Origin of the sequence: Amycolatopsis sp. NPDC051716, from assembly GCF_040681595.1 — a bacterium.
Taxonomy (GTDB): domain Bacteria; phylum Actinomycetota; class Actinomycetes; order Mycobacteriales; family Pseudonocardiaceae; genus Amycolatopsis.
Genome location: NZ_JBFAZA010000031.1, coordinates 19,892 through 35,931 on the forward strand (window position 1 = coordinate 19,892; position 16,040 = coordinate 35,931).

General features: G+C 70.6%; 16 protein-coding genes and 1 tRNA gene. 8 read left to right on the top strand and 9 right to left on the bottom strand.

Translation table 11 applies throughout. The annotated features are described in order from the left end of the window. Positions 1-6: 6 nt before the first annotated feature. Complete coding sequence (locus AB0M30_RS33950) at positions 7-588, bottom strand: short chain dehydrogenase (RefSeq protein ID WP_364592379.1); 582 nt, start codon at positions 586-588, stop codon at positions 7-9. 125 nt (positions 589-713) lie between these two features. Here AB0M30_RS33950 and AB0M30_RS33955 point away from each other — a divergent pair, with 125 nt between their 5' ends. Further along, positions 714-2,156: an MFS transporter gene (locus AB0M30_RS33955; protein ID WP_364592382.1), complete on the top strand. Its 1,443-nt coding sequence runs from the start codon at positions 714-716 to the stop codon at positions 2,154-2,156. A gap of 7 nt (positions 2,157-2,163) precedes the next feature. Here the strand turns inward: AB0M30_RS33955 and AB0M30_RS33960 are convergent, their stop codons facing one another. Both AB0M30_RS33960 and AB0M30_RS33965 read right to left on the bottom strand, forming a co-directional pair. Next, on the bottom strand, positions 2,164-3,063 hold the full coding sequence (locus tag AB0M30_RS33960) for a class I SAM-dependent methyltransferase (RefSeq protein WP_364592385.1): 900 nt from the start codon (positions 3,061-3,063) through the stop codon (positions 2,164-2,166). 10 nt (positions 3,064-3,073) lie between these two features. Further along, on the bottom strand, positions 3,074-3,994 hold the full coding sequence (locus AB0M30_RS33965) for a LysR family transcriptional regulator (RefSeq protein ID WP_364592388.1): 921 nt from the start codon (positions 3,992-3,994) through the stop codon (positions 3,074-3,076). Between the two features lie 74 nt (positions 3,995-4,068). Here AB0M30_RS33965 and AB0M30_RS33970 point away from each other — a divergent pair, with 74 nt between their 5' ends. Genes AB0M30_RS33970 through AB0M30_RS33980 form a run of 3 tightly spaced genes read left to right on the top strand, consistent with a single transcriptional unit; the run spans position 4,069 to position 5,332 of the window. Beyond that, on the top strand, positions 4,069-4,434 hold the full coding sequence (locus tag AB0M30_RS33970) for a dihydrofolate reductase family protein (protein ID WP_364592391.1): 366 nt from the start codon (positions 4,069-4,071) through the stop codon (positions 4,432-4,434). Continuing rightward, positions 4,431-4,691, top strand: coding sequence for a dihydrofolate reductase family protein (locus tag AB0M30_RS33975; RefSeq protein ID WP_364592394.1), 261 nt, complete (start codon positions 4,431-4,433; stop codon positions 4,689-4,691). The genes AB0M30_RS33970 and AB0M30_RS33975 overlap by 4 nt, the downstream gene beginning before the upstream one ends. Positions 4,692-4,723: 32 nt before the next feature. Continuing rightward, complete coding sequence (locus tag AB0M30_RS33980) at positions 4,724-5,332, top strand: hypothetical protein (RefSeq protein WP_364592397.1); 609 nt, start codon at positions 4,724-4,726, stop codon at positions 5,330-5,332. A gap of 148 nt (positions 5,333-5,480) precedes the next feature. Here AB0M30_RS33980 and AB0M30_RS33985 read toward each other — a convergent pair. From AB0M30_RS33985 to AB0M30_RS33995, 3 genes are all read right to left on the bottom strand, one after another. After that, positions 5,481-5,552: transfer RNA gene (locus AB0M30_RS33985), tRNA-Val, on the bottom strand. 37 nt (positions 5,553-5,589) lie between these two features. Then, the gene (locus AB0M30_RS33990; RefSeq protein WP_103342983.1) at positions 5,590-6,051 is read right to left on the bottom strand and encodes a peroxiredoxin; all 462 of its coding nucleotides are present in this window, start codon (positions 6,049-6,051) and stop codon (positions 5,590-5,592) included. 73 nt (positions 6,052-6,124) lie between these two features. Continuing rightward, positions 6,125-6,556, bottom strand: coding sequence for a DUF3052 domain-containing protein (locus AB0M30_RS33995; protein ID WP_103342984.1), 432 nt, complete (start codon positions 6,554-6,556; stop codon positions 6,125-6,127). Positions 6,557-6,973: 417 nt separating this feature from the next. Between AB0M30_RS33995 and aceE the strand changes: the two genes are divergently transcribed. Continuing rightward, on the top strand, positions 6,974-9,769 hold the full coding sequence (gene aceE, locus AB0M30_RS34000) for a pyruvate dehydrogenase (acetyl-transferring), homodimeric type (protein WP_364592401.1): 2,796 nt from the start codon (positions 6,974-6,976) through the stop codon (positions 9,767-9,769). Positions 9,770-9,852: 83 nt separating this feature from the next. Next, positions 9,853-11,064 carry an alpha-hydroxy acid oxidase gene (locus AB0M30_RS34005; RefSeq protein WP_364592404.1) on the top strand — a complete coding sequence of 404 codons (1,212 nt, stop codon included), beginning with the start codon at positions 9,853-9,855 and terminating at the stop codon, positions 11,062-11,064. Here AB0M30_RS34005 and AB0M30_RS34010 read toward each other — a convergent pair. After that, positions 11,061-11,804 (bottom strand): SDR family oxidoreductase, encoded by a 744-nt coding sequence (locus AB0M30_RS34010; RefSeq protein WP_364592407.1) that lies wholly within the window; start codon positions 11,802-11,804, stop codon positions 11,061-11,063. The genes AB0M30_RS34005 and AB0M30_RS34010 overlap by 4 nt on opposite strands. Positions 11,805-11,887: 83 nt before the next feature. On the opposite strand from AB0M30_RS34010, the gene AB0M30_RS34015 reads away from it, so the two are divergent. After that, the gene (locus AB0M30_RS34015; RefSeq protein WP_364592410.1) at positions 11,888-12,478 is read left to right on the top strand and encodes a TetR/AcrR family transcriptional regulator; all 591 of its coding nucleotides are present in this window, start codon (positions 11,888-11,890) and stop codon (positions 12,476-12,478) included. 142 nt (positions 12,479-12,620) lie between these two features. Then, positions 12,621-14,231 (top strand): L-lactate permease, encoded by a 1,611-nt coding sequence (locus AB0M30_RS34020; protein ID WP_364592412.1) that lies wholly within the window; start codon positions 12,621-12,623, stop codon positions 14,229-14,231. Here AB0M30_RS34020 and AB0M30_RS34025 read toward each other — a convergent pair. Together AB0M30_RS34025 and AB0M30_RS34030 are read right to left on the bottom strand one after the other, a co-directional pair. Beyond that, positions 14,212-14,850, bottom strand: coding sequence for a nicotinamide mononucleotide transporter family protein (locus tag AB0M30_RS34025; protein WP_364592415.1), 639 nt, complete (start codon positions 14,848-14,850; stop codon positions 14,212-14,214). The two genes, AB0M30_RS34020 and AB0M30_RS34025, sit on opposite strands and share 20 nt — an antisense overlap. A gap of 224 nt (positions 14,851-15,074) precedes the next feature. Next, positions 15,075-15,851, bottom strand: coding sequence for a hypothetical protein (locus AB0M30_RS34030; RefSeq protein WP_364592418.1), 777 nt, complete (start codon positions 15,849-15,851; stop codon positions 15,075-15,077). Between the last annotated feature and the right edge of the window lie 189 nt (positions 15,852-16,040).

The following is a 16,040-nucleotide window of genomic DNA, read 5'->3' on the forward strand; positions in this document are numbered from 1 at the left end:
GCCCGGTCAGCGGGGCACGACGGTCCGGCCGTTCGCGTCGCCTTCGACGAGTCCGCGGTAGGCCTCGGCGACGACCGCCACCGGCGTCCCGCCGCGACCGTCCTCCCCCATCGCTTCGAGGGTTTCGCTGATCCAGCCGGGGCTGACGACGTTGATCCGCGGCCCGCGCGGCAGCTCGGCGGCGGCCGACCGGACGAAGCCCTCGAGCCCGGCGTTGACGAGCGCGCCGAGCGCGCTGCCCCGGATCGGCTCGGTGAACGTCCCGCCGGTGAGCGTGATCGAGCCGTCAGCGGACAGGCGCCGCGCCGCGCGCCGGGCGAGCGCGACCTGGCCGAGCAGCTTGGCGCGCAGGTCGTCGAGCACCTGCGCGTCGGTCAGCTCGGTGAGCGGGCGCAGCGGCACGTTGGCGGCGCAGCACACGACGGCATCCGCGCCGGCGTCGAACAGCGTGTCGAGCGACGCGGGATCCGTCAGGTCCGCACCGACCGGCGACGTCCGCGAGACGGGCAAGACCTCGTGGCGTGGTTCGAGGGCGGCGGCGACGGCTCGTCCGACGAGCCCGGTGGCGCCCAGCAAGAGGATCTTCACGCCTTCGACGCTAGCCACCCAGCCAACCGCGATTCCGCCGTCGCGAGAAAATCTTCGCCGCCCGTGTCCGGTCCCCCGCGCCGGCTCCGACCTCCTGGCAAACAGACCACGGAGAAGGAGCGGACATGGAGAAGCCGGCCGGACGGCGGGAGTGGCTGGGACTGGCGGTCCTGGTGCTGCCCACCCTGCTCGTCGCGATGGACATGACCTCGCTGTTCCTCGCGCTGCCGCAGCTGAGCGCGGATCTCGGCGCGAGCAGCACCGAACAACTGTGGATCACCGACAGCTACGGCTTCGTCGTCGCCGGGTTCGTCATCACCATGGGCACGCTCGGCGACCGGATCGGCCGGCGACGGCTCCTGCTGGCGGGCGGCGGGGCCTTCGGGCTCCTGTCGATCGTCGCCGCGTTCTCGACCGGGCCGGTGATGCTCATCGTCGTCCGCGCGGCGCTCGGGGTCGCCGGGGCGACGCTGATGCCGTCGACGCTCGCCCTGATCACGAACATGTTCCGCGACGAGAAGCAGCGCGGCAAGGCCATTTCGATCTGGGCCACCTGCCAGTTCGCGGGCGGCGCGGCCGGTCCGGTGTTCGCCGGCTTCCTGCTCCAGCACTTCTCGTGGAGCTCGGTGTTCCTGGTCGCCGTCCCGGCCGTCGCCGTCCTGCTCGTCGCGGGCCCGGTCCTGCTGCCCGAGTTCCGCGCGCCGGCGTCCGGGCGGCTGGACCTGCCCGGGGTGGCGCTCTCGCTGGCCGCGGTGCTGCTGATCGTGTTCGGCCTCAAGCAGCTGGCCACCGGCTCGCTGGTGCTGCCGCTCGCGGCGATCGCCGCCGGGACGCTGCTGGGCACCGTCTTCGCCCGCCGTCAGCTCACGACCGCGTCGCCGCTGCTGGACCTGCGGCTGTTCCGGAACCGCCCGTTCACCGCGGTGCTGGTCGCGCTGGTGTTCGCGGGCGTCGCGATGGCCGGCGTCGGCCTGCTGGTGACGCAGTACCTGCAGAGCGTCCTCGGCCACTCCCCGCTCGTCTCGGCGCTGCTGTTCGCGCCGATGGGCCTGGGCGTGGCGGCGGGCACGATGACGGCACCGGCGGTGACCCGCTTCGTCACCCCGCCCACGGCGATCGCGGGCGGCCTGGCGCTGTCGGCGGCGGGCAGCCTCCTGCTGACCGTCAACGGCGGACTGGTGCCGGTCTTGGTGGGCATCACGGTGCTGACGCTGGGCACGGGCCCGCTGTTCGCGCTGGGCATCGGCCTGGTGGTGGGATCGGTCCCGCCGGAGCGCGCGGGCTCGGCGGCCTCGATGGCCGACACCGGCAACTACCTCGGCGGATCGCTGGGCATGGCGTTGATCGGCCTGACGGCGGCGGCGGTGTACCACGGCGTGTTCCCGGCGGGCACGACCCTCGCCGTCGACGTCACCCGGCCGGAGGTGGCCGAGCAGGCGAAGGAGGCGTTCACGACGGCGTTGAACGTGACGGGCGTGATCGCGGCGGTGCTGTTCGCGGGGCTGGCGTTGCTGGTGACGTCGATGCGCCGGACGGCCGTCGTCGTCGAGCCCGCCATGGCGGAGTGACGCGATGTCACGGCTCGCCCGCCTCGAAATGCCAGATGACCAGCGCCGGCGCCCCCGCGTTGACGGCTCGCGCCGCTTCGGGCACCAGGGCGGCCAGGCTCCACGGCCACAGCTCCCACGGTCCCACCGGCCCGATCGCCCCGGTCCGAGCCGCCGGGACGGGCCGGTCATCGGCCGGCACGAGAGGTTCCTCGCAGCGACGCACCCGCAGCCCCACCGCGAGCGCGGCCCGCAGATAGTCCCCGATCGGATGGCGGTAGCCACTCAGCCGCCCGGGCCGCCCGTCGGCACCGCGGACGGGCGGAACGGCGCCCTGCGCCACCCGTTCGGGGTGCACGTCGGCGAGCACCAGGTGCCCGCCGGGCCGCAGCACCCTGGCGAACTCCGCCAGCACCGGCTCGAGCGCCGGCACGTGGGTCAGCGCCAGGCCGCACACGACCAGGTCGAACCGGGCGCCGGCCACCGGGAGCCGGTGCAGGTCACCGAGCAGGAACTCCCCCCGCGGCACCCGGGTGCGCGCCCGGGCGAGCATGTCGGGCGAACCGTCCACCCCGATGACCCGGTGGCCGCGCCGGGCCAGGAATTCGGCGTAGCGGCCGGTCCCGCACGCGGCGTCGAGCGCAACGCCCACGGGGAGCGCATCCACGATCTCCCGGACCACGGGTTCGTCGAGGTCGAACGCCGAGTTGGGCCGGTCGTACGTCGCGGACCACAGCCGATAGCCGGTGACCGCATCGACCCGGTCGACCTCCACGGCCGCGTCGGCCAGCGCCTCGTCGGCGAGCACCCGGCGGATCTCCGCGATCCGGGCTTCGACGAAGTCGCGGCCGAACTCCCCGGTGAACGCCCGCAGCAAGGCCATGCCCTCGAGCCCGAGCAGGTAGGCACGCGGATCTTCGTGGATCACCCGGCGGAGGCTAGTGAGGCGGCTCCGGACGGGCCAGCGAATTACTGGTGGTGGCGGTCGATGTCGTGGGCGTGGCTGCTTCGGAGAGTGCGGCCAGTACGGCGGCGACGGCGGGTGGGTCGGGTGGGTCGCCGTAGGTGGCGGCGTAGATCCGGCGGCGGAAGCCGGTGAGTTCGACGGCGTGGATGTCGGGCCGGCGGTGGGCCTGGAGCGCGAGGCCGGGCTGGGTGCTGACGCCCGCGCCGGCGGCGACGAGGGCTTGCACGACGACGATGTCGTCGCTGTGTGAGGTGATGCGGGGGGTGAAGCCTTGGCGCCGGCACACGGCGTGCAGCTCGTCCTGGCACCGGGCGCAACCGCCGATCCAGGCGGAGTGGCGGTGGTTGTCGAGGCTGTCGTCGGGTTGCCGGCTGAGGAGGTGGATCGAGTCGCCGCCGATGTGGACGAGGCGGATTCCCTCCTCATCGAGAGGGGCGTCGGCGTAGCGGAAGACGACGGCGACGTCGATGTCGCCGTGCCGCAGCAGCTGCAACGCTTCGACGGGGTGCTGTTCGAACAGGCTCAGCTCGATTCCCGGGTGCGCTTGGGCCAGCGAGGCGGCGGCCTTCGGCACGATCGTGCTCAGTGCGGAGGCGTTGGCGGCCAGCCGGACCCGCCCCGTCCGCAGGCCGACCTGTGCTGCCAGCTCGTTGGTCGCCGCGTCGACCCGGCCCAGGATCTCGGCGGCCCGGCCGGCCAGCAGCTGCCCTTCGGGAGTCAATCGGATCCCGCGACCGACCCGCTGAACGAGTTTGACGCCGGTGGCCGCTTCCAGGCGGGACAGGTGGTGGCTCACCGACGGTTGGGAGTAGTGCAGCTGCTTCGCCGCTTCGGTCACCGACCCGTGCCGGGCCACCGCGGACAGCACCTTGAGGTGGACCAGACTGAGCATTGATCAACGATATCAATGTGACGCCTGCATATTTGGCATTGGACGTCATATGTCGGTTGTTCCATGCTGGTGGCATGACCACAGGTAAGGGCAAGGTGACCTGCGACCTCACGATCTCGGTCGACGGGTACTCGGCCGGACTCGACCAGACCGAGCAACGCCCGTTCGGCGACGACGGTGGCGACGGCTGGGGTGACAAGCTGCACGCCTGGTTCGCCGAAGGTCCCGCGGAGCACCCGGCCGAGTTCGCCCGGATGATGACGGCCAAGGCGTTCATCATGGGACGCAACATGTTCGGCCCGGTGCGTGGCGAGTGGGATCGGCAGTGGAAGGGCTGGTGGGGCGACAACCCGCCCTACCACGCCCCCGTCTTCGTGCTCACCCACCCCACCCGCGCGATCCGCAGCCGATGGACGGCGGCACCACGTTTCACTTCGTGACCGACGGGATCGAAGCCGCGATGAAACGCGCACGCGACGCGGCCGGCGACGGCGATATCTCCATCCACGGCGGCGCGACCACCGTCAACCAGTACCTCGCCGCCGGCCTGATCGACGAGATGCGGCTGCACATCGCACCGCTCATGCTCGGCGCCGGCACCCGGCTGTTCGACGGCGTCCCGCCCCTGAACGTCGAGCAGGTGGAGTCGCGACCGGCCGGCTCGGTCACGCACCTGACCTATCGCGTGCTGTCCTGACCCGCGTGAACCGGATTTCGGGGGAGATCACCATGAAACCCGATGGCACCCTGCAGACCTTCATCGACGACGTGGAATCCGTGGTTGCCACCACCGACGACGAGCACGAGATCACCAAGCGGGTCGCGGAGCGGTTGTCCGCGCTACTGGCCGGCGGCTACCGGCTCCCACCCGAGGTCACCCGGCCGTCGAACGAGCACCACGTCAACTACCCGCTCCACATCGCGCCCGGCAGCAGCTGGTCCTTGGCCGCCGTCGTCTGGAACGCAGGTCAACGCACACCCGTGCACGGACACGAAACCTGGGGCGTCGCCGGCATCTACTCGGGGGCCGAGCGCGAATTCCGCTACGTGAAACCCACAGCCGCCGAGTCGGGCAAACCCCTCACGCCGGCCGGCGAGCACGTGTGGGAGCGCGGGCAAGTCACCGTGTGCTGCACGACCGACGACGACGTCCACGCCGTCGTCCCCGTCGGCGACGCACCCACCGTCGGGATCCACGTCTACGGAGCCGATATCGGCACCATCGAACGACAGTCGTACGACCCGGCGACGGGGACAGTCCGAAGGTTCGTCTCCGGCTGGGACGCCCCTCCAGCCGGCGGCGGTCATCCTCAGCCATCAAGATCTTCAGACGGCTGATGGCGGGGATGCGTTCGCCGCGCGACAGCGGACGTGTCATCGTGACCCGCGTCACACCGTGGCGACGCTGCGGCCGGACGGCGCCACGATCCGGGAATCGGTGATGCCAGCGGGCCCTCGATGATCTTGGGGGCCCCGTTTCGGCCGGTGGGCGCAGCAGGGTTCGAACCTGCGACCGCTCGGGTGTAAACCGAGTGCTCTTCCGCTGAGCTATGCGCCCGCAGGCGGCGGCCCCGGAGGACCGCCGCCGAAGGAACTCAAGCCAGTTCGGCCACGGCCTTCTTCCAGCCCTGCTGGTCGCGGGCCTCGCCCGGCGCGTTGACCTCGGCGAACCGGACCACACCGGAGGTGTCGATCAGGAACGTGCCGCGGACCGCCAGGCCGGCGTCGGCGTTGAAGACGCCGTACGCCTGCGCCACCTCGCCGTGCGGCCAGAAGTCGGACAGCAGCGGGAACTGGTAGCCCTCCTTCTCGGCCCACGCCTTGAGGGAAAACGGCGTGTCGACCGAGACGCCCAGGACCTGGACGCCCTTGTTGTCGTAGTCCGCGAACTCGTCGCGGAGCTGGCACAGCTCGCCGGTGCAGATGCCGCTGAACGCGAAGGGGTAGAAGACCAGCAGCACCGGCTTGTCACCCCGGAACGACGACAGCTGGACGGGCTGCTTGTTGTAGTCGTTGAGCGTGAAGTCAGGGGCCTCAGAACCGACCTCGACGGTCATACCAGCGTTTCCTCTCCCGAACGGACACGTGCCTGCGACGACAACCCTATCGTGTCCGTCCGGCGGGACCGGCTCAGCGCTGCTTCGACTTCGACTTGGGAGACACCAATCGGGTGCCGATCCAGTTCGGGCCGACACTGATGTTGGCGGTCTGGGCCAGGCCGACCACGGGTACGGCTTCGGCGATTTCGCTCGGCTCGACGTGCCCGGGCTGTCCCGTCTTCGGGGTGAGCACCCAGATCACGCCGGTCTCCTCCAGGGGGCCCCGGGCGTCGATGAGCGCGTCGCCCAGGTCGCCGTCGTCCTCGCGCCACCAGAGCAGCACCACGTCGATGACCTCGTCGGCTTCCTCGTCGAGGATGTCCCCGCCGATCTGCTCCTCGATCGCCGCGCGGACGTCGTCGTCGACGTCCTCGTCCCAGCCGATCTCCTGGACCACCATCTCGGGCTTGATGCCGAGCCTCTCGGCGACGCTGCTCTGATCAGCGTCTCCCGCGGCGACCACTGCTTTCACTCCTCCAACTACGACGGAGCGTGGCGTCGGGGCACCCTGCGAGGGGTACACCTGGGCCACACTCGGCTACCCGGTTGCCGATAGCGAACACTGGTGAAGCCCCGCGCGCAACCGTCCACACCGGATCTGTGACAACTCGTGTCGCAGGATACGGCCCGCGACGCCCCGCCCGCGACGGCGTTTCGGGTACCGGGCGCCCCCGGCCTGCCACCCCTCCGGGGGTCGTCCCCTAGGGTGGGGAGGAAGAAAACGCGCGCGCGATACACCGCGCGCAGGGAGTGGCTCGACCGGGTCGGCCTATGTTACCGCCAAGTAGCGGTGCGGAAGCCGGGACGGAAGACGACGATGGAGAGTCGTACACCCCCGCGTACGAGCACCACCGGCTGCAACTTTTCGCAAGGAGACCCCTTGGCCCCGCAGAACGACGGCGCCTCCGGCAAGGAGACCCCGGCACGCGTACGCGTCATCCGTGACGGATTGGCGGCGCACCTGCCCGACATCGACCCGGAGGAGACCGCCGAGTGGCTGGACTCCTTCGACGAGGCTCTGGCGAGGGGCGGTCAGCAGCGGGCCCGGTACCTGATGCTGCGCATCCTCGAGCGCGCCCGGGAACGGAACGTCGGCGTCCCCGCCCTGACCTCGACGGACTACGTCAACACCATCCCCACGGAGAACGAGCCGTGGTTCCCCGGCGACGAGGAGATCGAGCGCCGCTACCGCGCCTGGATCCGCTGGAACGCGGCGATCATGGTGCACCGCGCGCAGCGCCCCGGCGTCGGTGTCGGCGGCCACATCTCGACCTACGCCTCCTCGGCCGCGCTGTACGAGGTGGGCTTCAACCACTTCTTCCGCGGCAAGGACCACTCCGGCGGCGGCGACCAGATCTACATCCAGGGCCACGCCTCCCCCGGCATCTACGCCCGCGCGTTCCTCGAAGGCCGGCTGAGCGAGTCGCAGCTCGACGGCTTCCGGCAGGAGTTCAGCCATGCGGGTGAAGGCGGCGGCCTGCCGTCGTACCCGCACCCGCGGCTGATGCCGGAGTTCTGGGAGAACCCGACGGTGTCCATGGGCCTCGGCCCGATGAACGCCATCTACCAGGCCCGGTTCAACCGCTACCTGCGCGACCGCGGCATCAAGAACACCGACGACCAGCACATCTGGGCGTTCCTCGGCGACGGCGAGATGGACGAGGCCGAGTCCCGCGGCCTGATCCACGTCGCGGCCGGCGAGGGCCTCGACAACCTGACCTTCGTGATCAACTGCAACCTGCAGCGGCTCGACGGCCCGGTGCGCGGCAACGGCAAGATCATCCAGGAGCTGGAGTCGTACTTCCGCGGCGCCGGCTGGAACGTCATCAAGGTGATCTGGGGCCGCGAGTGGGACTCGCTGCTGCACGCCGACCGCGACGGCGCCCTGGTCAACCTGATGAACGTCACCCCGGACGGTGACTACCAGACGTACAAGGCCAACGACGGCGCCTTCGTCCGCGAGCACTTCTTCGGCCGCGACCCGCGGACGAAGGACCTGGTCAAGGACCTCTCCGACGCCGACATCTGGAACCTCAAGCGCGGCGGCCACGACTACCGCAAGGTGTACGCGGCCTACAAGTCGGCGCTGGAGCACCACGGCCAGCCGACGGTGATCCTGGCCCACACCATCAAGGGCTACGGCCTGGGCCCGGCGTTCGAGGGCCGCAACGCCACGCACCAGATGAAGAAGCTCACCCTCGACGACCTGAAGCTGTTCCGCGACTCGCAGCGGATCCCGATCAGCGACGAGGAGCTGGAGCGCAACCCGAAGCTGCCGCCGTACTACCACCCGGGCGCGAACTCGCCCGAGATCGAGTACATGATCGGCCGCCGCAAGGCGCTCGGCGGGTTCCTGCCGGAACGCCGTCCGAAGGCCGCGAAGGCGCTGGTCCTGCCCGGCGACAAGGTCTACGAGGGCATCCGGAGGGGCTCCGGCAAGCAGGAGGTCGCCACGACGATGGCGTTCGTCCGGCTGGTCCGCGAGCTGGCGAAGGACTCCGAGATCGGCAAGCGGGTCGTCCCGATCATCCCGGACGAGGCCCGCACCTTCGGCCTCGACTCGATGTTCCCGACGGCCAAGATCTACAACCCGCACGGCCAGACCTACACCTCGGTCGACGCGAGCCTGATGCTGGCCTACAAGGAGTCCGAGAAGGGCCAGCTGCTGCACGAGGGCATCAACGAGGCGGGCTCCACCGCGTCGTTCACCGCCGTCGGCACGTCGTACGCGACGCACGGCGAGCCGATGATCCCGATCTACATCTTCTACTCGATGTTCGGGTTCCAGCGGACGGGTGACGGCCTGTACGCCGCCGCCGACCAGATGGCCCGCGGGTTCGTCCTCGGCGCCACCGCCGGCCGGACCACCCTGACGGGTGAAGGCCTGCAGCACGCCGACGGGCACTCGCTGCTGCTGGCGGCGACCAACCCGGCCGCGGTGGCCTACGACCCGGCGTGGTCGTTCGAGATCGCGCACATCGTCAAGGACGGCCTGCGCCGGATGTACGGCGAGGCCGGCCCGGACGGCAACGGCGAGAACGTCTTCTACTACATGACGATCTACAACGAGCCGTACCAGCAGCCCGCCGAGCCGGAGAACCTCGACGTCGACGGCCTGCTCAAGGGGCTGTACAAGTACGCCGGCGCGCCCGAGGGCGACGGTCCGGAGGTGCAGATCCTGGTCTCGGGCGTCACGATGCCGGACGCGCTGAAGGCGCAGAAGATGCTGGCCGAGGAGTGGGGCGTGCGGGCCGCGGTGTGGTCGGCCACGTCGTGGACCGAGCTGCGGCGCGAAGCCGTCGAGATCGACCACGACAACCTGCTCTACCCGGGCAGCGAGCCGCGCGTGCCGTACGTCACGGAGGCGCTTTCGGGCAGCAACGGGCCGGTCGTGGCCGTGTCGGACTGGATGCGCGCGGTGCCGGACCTGATCCGCCCGTACGTCCCGACCGACATGCTGACGCTGGGCACGGACGGCTTCGGCTTCTCCGACACCCGGCCGGCGGCGCGGCGGAAGTTCCTGGTCGACGCCGAGTCGATCACCGTCGGGGCGCTGTCGATCCTGGCCAAGCGCGGCGAGGTCGAGCAGGCGAAGGTCCTCGAAGCGGCCACGAAGTACCGGCTCGACGACATCGCGGCCGCCGGGCCGCAGACGTCGGAGTCCGGCAACGCGTGATCAGGTGCTAGTTTCGGGACCCGGCAGACATCCGATGTCTGCCGGGTCCCGCTCGCTCGTAGTCCGTTAGGGAGTTGATCAGGGTGACGAAGCGCCGGCTGCCGAAGCCGAGTGAGCTGCAGCAGATCCTGCGGCCGAAGCCGATCGTGCTGAACCCGACGGACCGGCGGCTGGCGAACGCGCACACCATCGCCGACCTGCGGATGATCGCGCGCAAGCGCACCCCGCGGGCGGCGTTCGACTACACCGACGGCGCCGCCGAGCTCGAAGACAGCCTGCTCCGCGCCCGGCAGGCGTACCGCCGTGTCGAATTCCACCCGAACGTGCTGCGCGGGGTGTCCGATGTGGACACCACCCGCGAGATCCTCGGCAAGACCTCGGCGTTGCCGTTCGCCTTCGCCCCCACCGGGTTCACCCGGATGATGCAGCACGAGGGCGAGCGAGCGGTGGCCCGCGTCGCCGAGCGCAACGGCATCCCCGTCGGTCTGTCGACGATGGCGACGACGTCGATCGAGGACCTCGCCGAAGCCGCGCCGGGCGCCCGCAAGTGGTTCCAGCTCTACGTCTGGCGCGACCACGGCGCCGGGGAAGATCTGATGAATCGCGCCTGGGCCGCGGGCTACGACACGCTCATGCTGACCGTGGACACCCCCGTCGGCGGTGCCCGCCTGCGCGACGTCCGCAACGGCCTGACCATCCCGCCGGCGTTGACGCTCAAGACGTTCCTCGACGGCGCGACGCACCCGGCCTGGTGGTTCAACCTGCTGACCACCGAGCCGCTGAACTTCGCCTCGCTCAGCCACTTCGACGGGACGGTCGCGGAGCTGCTGAACAAGCTCTTCGACCCGACGCTGAACTTCGACGACCTCGACTGGGTCCGGCAGACCTGGCCGGGCAAGCTCGTGGTCAAGGGCGTCCAGAACGTCGACGACGCCCGGGACGTGGTGAAGCACGGCGCGGACGCGGTGCTGATCTCCAACCACGGCGGCCGCCAGCTCGACCGCGCCCCGACGCCGCTCGAGCTGCTCCCGGCGGTCCTGGACGAGCTCCAGGGCGGCGCGGAGGTCTGGATCGACACGGGCATCCTGTCGGGCGGCGACATCGTGGCGGCGATCGCCCGGGGCGCGGACGCGGTCCTGATCGGCCGCGCGTTCCTGTACGGCCTGATGGCCGGCGGCGAGCGCGGCGTCCAGCGCTGCGTGGACATCCTGCGGACGGAACTGGTCCGCACGATGCAGCTGCTCGGCGTCCGGACGCTGAAGGACCTGACGCCGAGCCACGCCACCCTGCGTTAGACCTGCGCGAGCCCACCGTCGACGAAGAACTCGACGCCGTTGACGAAGCTCGACTCCGCGGAGGCCAGGAACAGCGCCGCGGCCGCGATTTCGGCCGGTTCCCCGACCCGGCCGAGCGGGACCTGCGCCGCGAGGTTGTCGACCAAGCCCTGCTGCTCGTCCTCGGCAACGAGACCGAGGAGACCGGGGGTGCGCGTGGGCCCCGGGCTCAGGACGTTGACCCGCGTCCCGGTCCCCTTCAGGTCGATCACCCAGCCGCGGGCGAAGCTGCGCACCGCCGCCTTCGTCGCTCCGTAGACGCTGAAGGCCGGGTCGACCCGGGTCGACGCCGTCGAGCCCGTGAGGATGATCGACGCGTTCGCGTTCAGCAGCGGCAGCGCCTTCTGGACGGCGAAAAGCACGCCCTTGACGTTGGTGTCGAACGTCGTGTCGAACTGCTCCTCGGTGATTTCGCCGAGCGGGGCGAAGCTCCCGCCGCCGGAGTTGGCCACCACGACGTCCAGTCCGCGGCCGCGCTCGGCCACCGCGCGGTAGAGCTCGTCCAGGTCGGCCAGGTTCGCCGAGTCGGCCTGGACGGCCGTCACCCCGCTGCCGATCTCGGCGACCGCGTCGTCGAGGGCTTCCTTGCGGCGGCCCGTGATGAACACGTGCGCGCCTTCGGCCGCGAAACGCTTGGCGATGGCGAGCCCGATGCCGGTGCTGCCGCCGGTCACGACCGCGGTTTTGTTCTCCAGGTTCACGATGCCCTCCGAGTTCTTGACTATCTCGTCCAGAACGTACGCCGTTCTGGACGAGATAGTCAAGAATGGGTAGCCTTGCGCTCGTGGCGAGACCCCGGAGCTTCGACGAGACAGCGGTCCTGCGCGCGGCCAGGGACCAGTTCTGGGAACACGGTTACGCCGGCACGAAGGTCGACGACCTCGCCGCCGCGACCGGCCTCGGCAAGGGCAGCCTGTATGGCGCTTTCGGCGACAAGCACGCGCTCTACCTGCGCGTCTACGACTACTACTGCACCGAATCGACCGACGGCGTGCGGCACCAGCTCGAAGGCCCCGACGACACGGCCCTCCGGCGGCTCGGCGACCACGTGCGAGCCATCGCCGAGTCGGTCGTCGCCGACCGGGAGCGCCGCGGCTGCCTGATGGCGAAGGGCGCCGCCGAATGCTCGGAGCACGACGAGGCCGTCGCCGCACGGACCGGGCGGGCGTTCCGCGACCTGCACGCCTCCTTGACGGCGTGCATCGCGGGCGCGCAGCGCGCGGGCGACGTCGCCGCCGACGCCGACCCCGCCCACCTGGGCGGGCTCGTGCTGGCGGTCCTGCGTGGCCTCGAAGCGCTGGGCAAGGGCGGCGTCGAGCCGGACGGCATCCGCGCGATCGCCGAGACCGCGCTCGCCGTGCTGCCGAAGCCGTGAAGCAAGGCGTCAAGCAAGCCGTGAAGCACTGACGTGTTGGGCCAACCGGTCTCAACTTCTTGACGGACCGCGTAGTTTGTGACGAAGATCTCGAACACTCGCCGAAAGGCCGTTTTCGCATCGTGGAAAACGGAGGTCACCCGTGTTCGTGCAGGATTTGACTCCGCTGGGCTCGCTGGGCCTGTCCGCGCTCGTGGCCGTGCTGCCGCTCGCCACCGTCCTGGTGCTGCTCGGGGCCGTCCGGATGCGAGCCCACCACGCCGCTCTCATCGGGCTGCTCGTCGCGCTCGTCGTGGGGATCGCCGCGTACGGGATGCCGGTCGTGCAGGCCGTCTCCGGGGCGCTGCAGGGCGCCGCGTTCGGGTTGTGGCCGATCATGTGGATCGTCGTCAACGCGCTCTGGATCTACCGGCTCACCGTGCGGACCGGGCACTTCGACGTCCTGCGCCGCTCGTTCGGGCGCCTCTCCGACGACCCGCGCATCCAGGCGCTGATCATCGCCTTCTGCTTCGGCGCGCTCATGGAGGCCCTGGCCGGGTTCGGCGCGCCGGTGGCGATCAGCGCCGTGATGCTGGTGGCCGTCGGGTTCCACCCGGTCAAGGCCGCCGTCGTCGCGCTGGTCGCCAACACCGCGCCGGTCGCGTTCGGCGCCATGGGCACCCCGGTCGTCACCCTCGCCCAGATCACCGGCCTGCCGCTGCAGGAAGTGTCGTCGATCGTCGGGCGCCAGACGCCGCTGCTCGCGCTGGTCGTGCCGCTGCTGCTGGTGATCATCGTCGACGGCAAGCGCGGCCTGAAGGACACCTGGCTGCCCGCGCTCGTCTGCGGGGTCGCGTTCGGGCTCGTGCAGTTCCTCGCCTCGAACTACGTGTCACCGCAGCTGGCCGACATCGGGGCGGCGCTGGCCGGCGCGGCCGCGCTGGTCGCCCTCCCCCAGACCCGGCGCCCGGTGCCCGAAGCCGTCCGGATCGGCACCGGTGGGACGGCGACCGCCGAAGCGCCGCCGGAGGACTCGCGGGGCGACGTCGTCAAGGCGTACCTGCCGTACCTGCTCATCATCGTGATCTTCTCGATCGCCGTGCTGCCGCCGGTCAAGCGGCTGCTGGACAAGGCGACCTGGAAGTTCCGCTGGCCCGGGCTGAACGTCGCCGCGCCGAACGGGAAACCGGTGTCCGGCAACACGTTCTCGCTGCCGTTCCTCAACACCGGCGGCACGCTGGTGCTGCTGGCGGGCGTCATCACGGCGGCGTTGCTGGCGGTGAAGGCGGGCGACACCGCGCAGGAGTGGCTGGCGACGGTCAAGGAGCTGCGGTTCGCGATCCTGACCGTCACGGGCGTGCTCGCGCTGGCCTACGTGATGAACCTGTCCGGCCAGACCTCCACGATCGGCACGTTCATCGCCGCCGCGGGCGCCGGGCTGGCGTTCCTCTCCCCGGTGCTGGGCTGGTTCGGCGTCGCCGTCTCGGGGTCCGACACCTCGGCGAACGCCCTGTTCGGCGCCCTGCAGGTGACGGCCGCGCACCAGACGGGCCTGCCCGCGGACCTGCTGGCCGCGGCGAACAGCTCCGGTGGCGTCCTCGGCAAGATGGTGTCGCCGCAGAACCTCACCATCGCCTGCGTGGCGGCGAACCTGCCCGGCGAGGAGGGGAAGCTGCTGCGGAAGGTGCTGCCGTGGAGCATCGGGCTGCTGCTCGCGATGTGCCTGATCGTGTGGGGTCAGAGCACCGCGGCGCTCAGCTGGATGCTGCCGTGACCCCGGGCCGGGCGGCGACGCGCTGGGCGGAGCGGTTCCAGCTCCACCAGCCGTGCACGACGAGCCCCGCGAAGACGATGTAGATCGCGGCGGAGAAGTAGAGCCCGGACGAGATCTGCAGCGGCACGCCGATGGCGTCGACGGCCAGCCAGACCAGCCAGAATTCGACGAGCCCGAGTCCCTGCGCCCCGAAGGCCACGAGGGTCCCGACGAAGATGGCGGCGTCCGGCCAGGGCGCCCAGGACGCGTGCAGGGCGTCGAGGACCAGTGCCATCACGGTGGTGCCGACGACGAAGGCGCCGAGCATGGCCAGCCGTTCGGCGAGCCGGCCCTTGCGGACGACGACCCCGAAGACCGGGTCCTTGCGGCGCGTCCAGGCCCACCAGCCATAGACGGAGATGGCGAGGATGGCGACCTGCCGCGCGGCGAGCCCGCCGAGGTGCGCGGAGACGTAGACGGCGAACAGCAGCACGGTGGCCCCGACCTGCACGGGCCACGTCCACAGGGTGCGACGCTGCGCGAGGAACACGACGGCGAGCGCGAACACCTGCCCGGCGAGCTCCGCGATCGAAATCCACTGACCGAGCACGGTGATCCCGTGGTGCAGCAGGAAGTCCACGTCACGCCCCTTTCGTCCTACCGCTCCCAACATGCTCCCTGGCGGACGCATTCCCCAAGGAGTGTGAGCGGCGAGACATCCCGGAACGTGGGACCCGAGCGCCCCAATGTGGCCTTCGGTGCGTTGAACGCAACCAAGGCCACATTGGGGCACTCGGGTCGGCGCGGGCCCGGCGCCTTCCTCGACCGCCGGGCCCGCGCCGCTCTCCTCGCCTCAGACCGGCCTCAGATCTGCGGGCGCGGGGTGCCGACCGGCGGCGTCGGGGTGCTGTCCGCGCCGACCGTTGCGCGCGGGGCCGCCGGGCCCGTGCCCATCTCGCCGGTGCGCTGCGCCGGGGTCTCCAGCTGGTGCTCCATGTTCGCCATCCAGCCACGCCAGCGGTCCTGGGCCGGCTTGATCAGGCCGCCGCCGAAGCCGACCACGATCACGCCGCCGATCGTCGCCAGGACCGCGATCAGGACCGGGCCCGTGATCGCCGTCGCGATGTTCACCTGGCCGAGGGCCGCGATGATGCCGAACGCCATGATCAGCCAGTACGCCGCCACCGAGAGCGGCCGCGCCGCGCCGCGGCCGGACAGCGCCGACGCGACGACGTCCCGCACCACCTTCGCGATCGCCGCGGCCACCACGACCAGCACCAGCGCCACCACGATCCGCGGCAGGAACGCGATGATGTCGTTGAGCAGCTGGCTCACCGGGTTGGTCGGCCCGAACACGCCGAACGCCAGCTGCAGCGCGATCAGCAGAATGAAGTAGTAGACCAATTTGACCAGGATCCCGGTCGCGTCGATCTTCTGCTGGCCGATCTTTCCGCTCAGCCCGGTCCGCTCGACGAGTTTGCCGAAACCGGCTTTCCCGAGCACGAGCGCCAGCCCTTTCGACACGGCTTTCGCGATCAACCAGCCGATCAGCAGGATGATCAGGAATCCCACGAGTTTCGGGACGAACGTGGCCACCATGGCCCACGCCTGCCCGAGCCCGTCCTTCAGTTGCTCGCCCATACCGACTCCCTCCACGGATTTGCACCGGATCGTCGATCAAGTACCCAGGGGCGGCAACTCGTGCGCCCCACGATCGAGTGAGACGACTGGCGCGGAAAGATCACCCGTGGCCATACTGGTTCTACCGGTGGGGACCGGGGAGACGAGGCCGTCCGGCGCAGCGTAAACCGCAAGCGCCGGGCGGCCTCG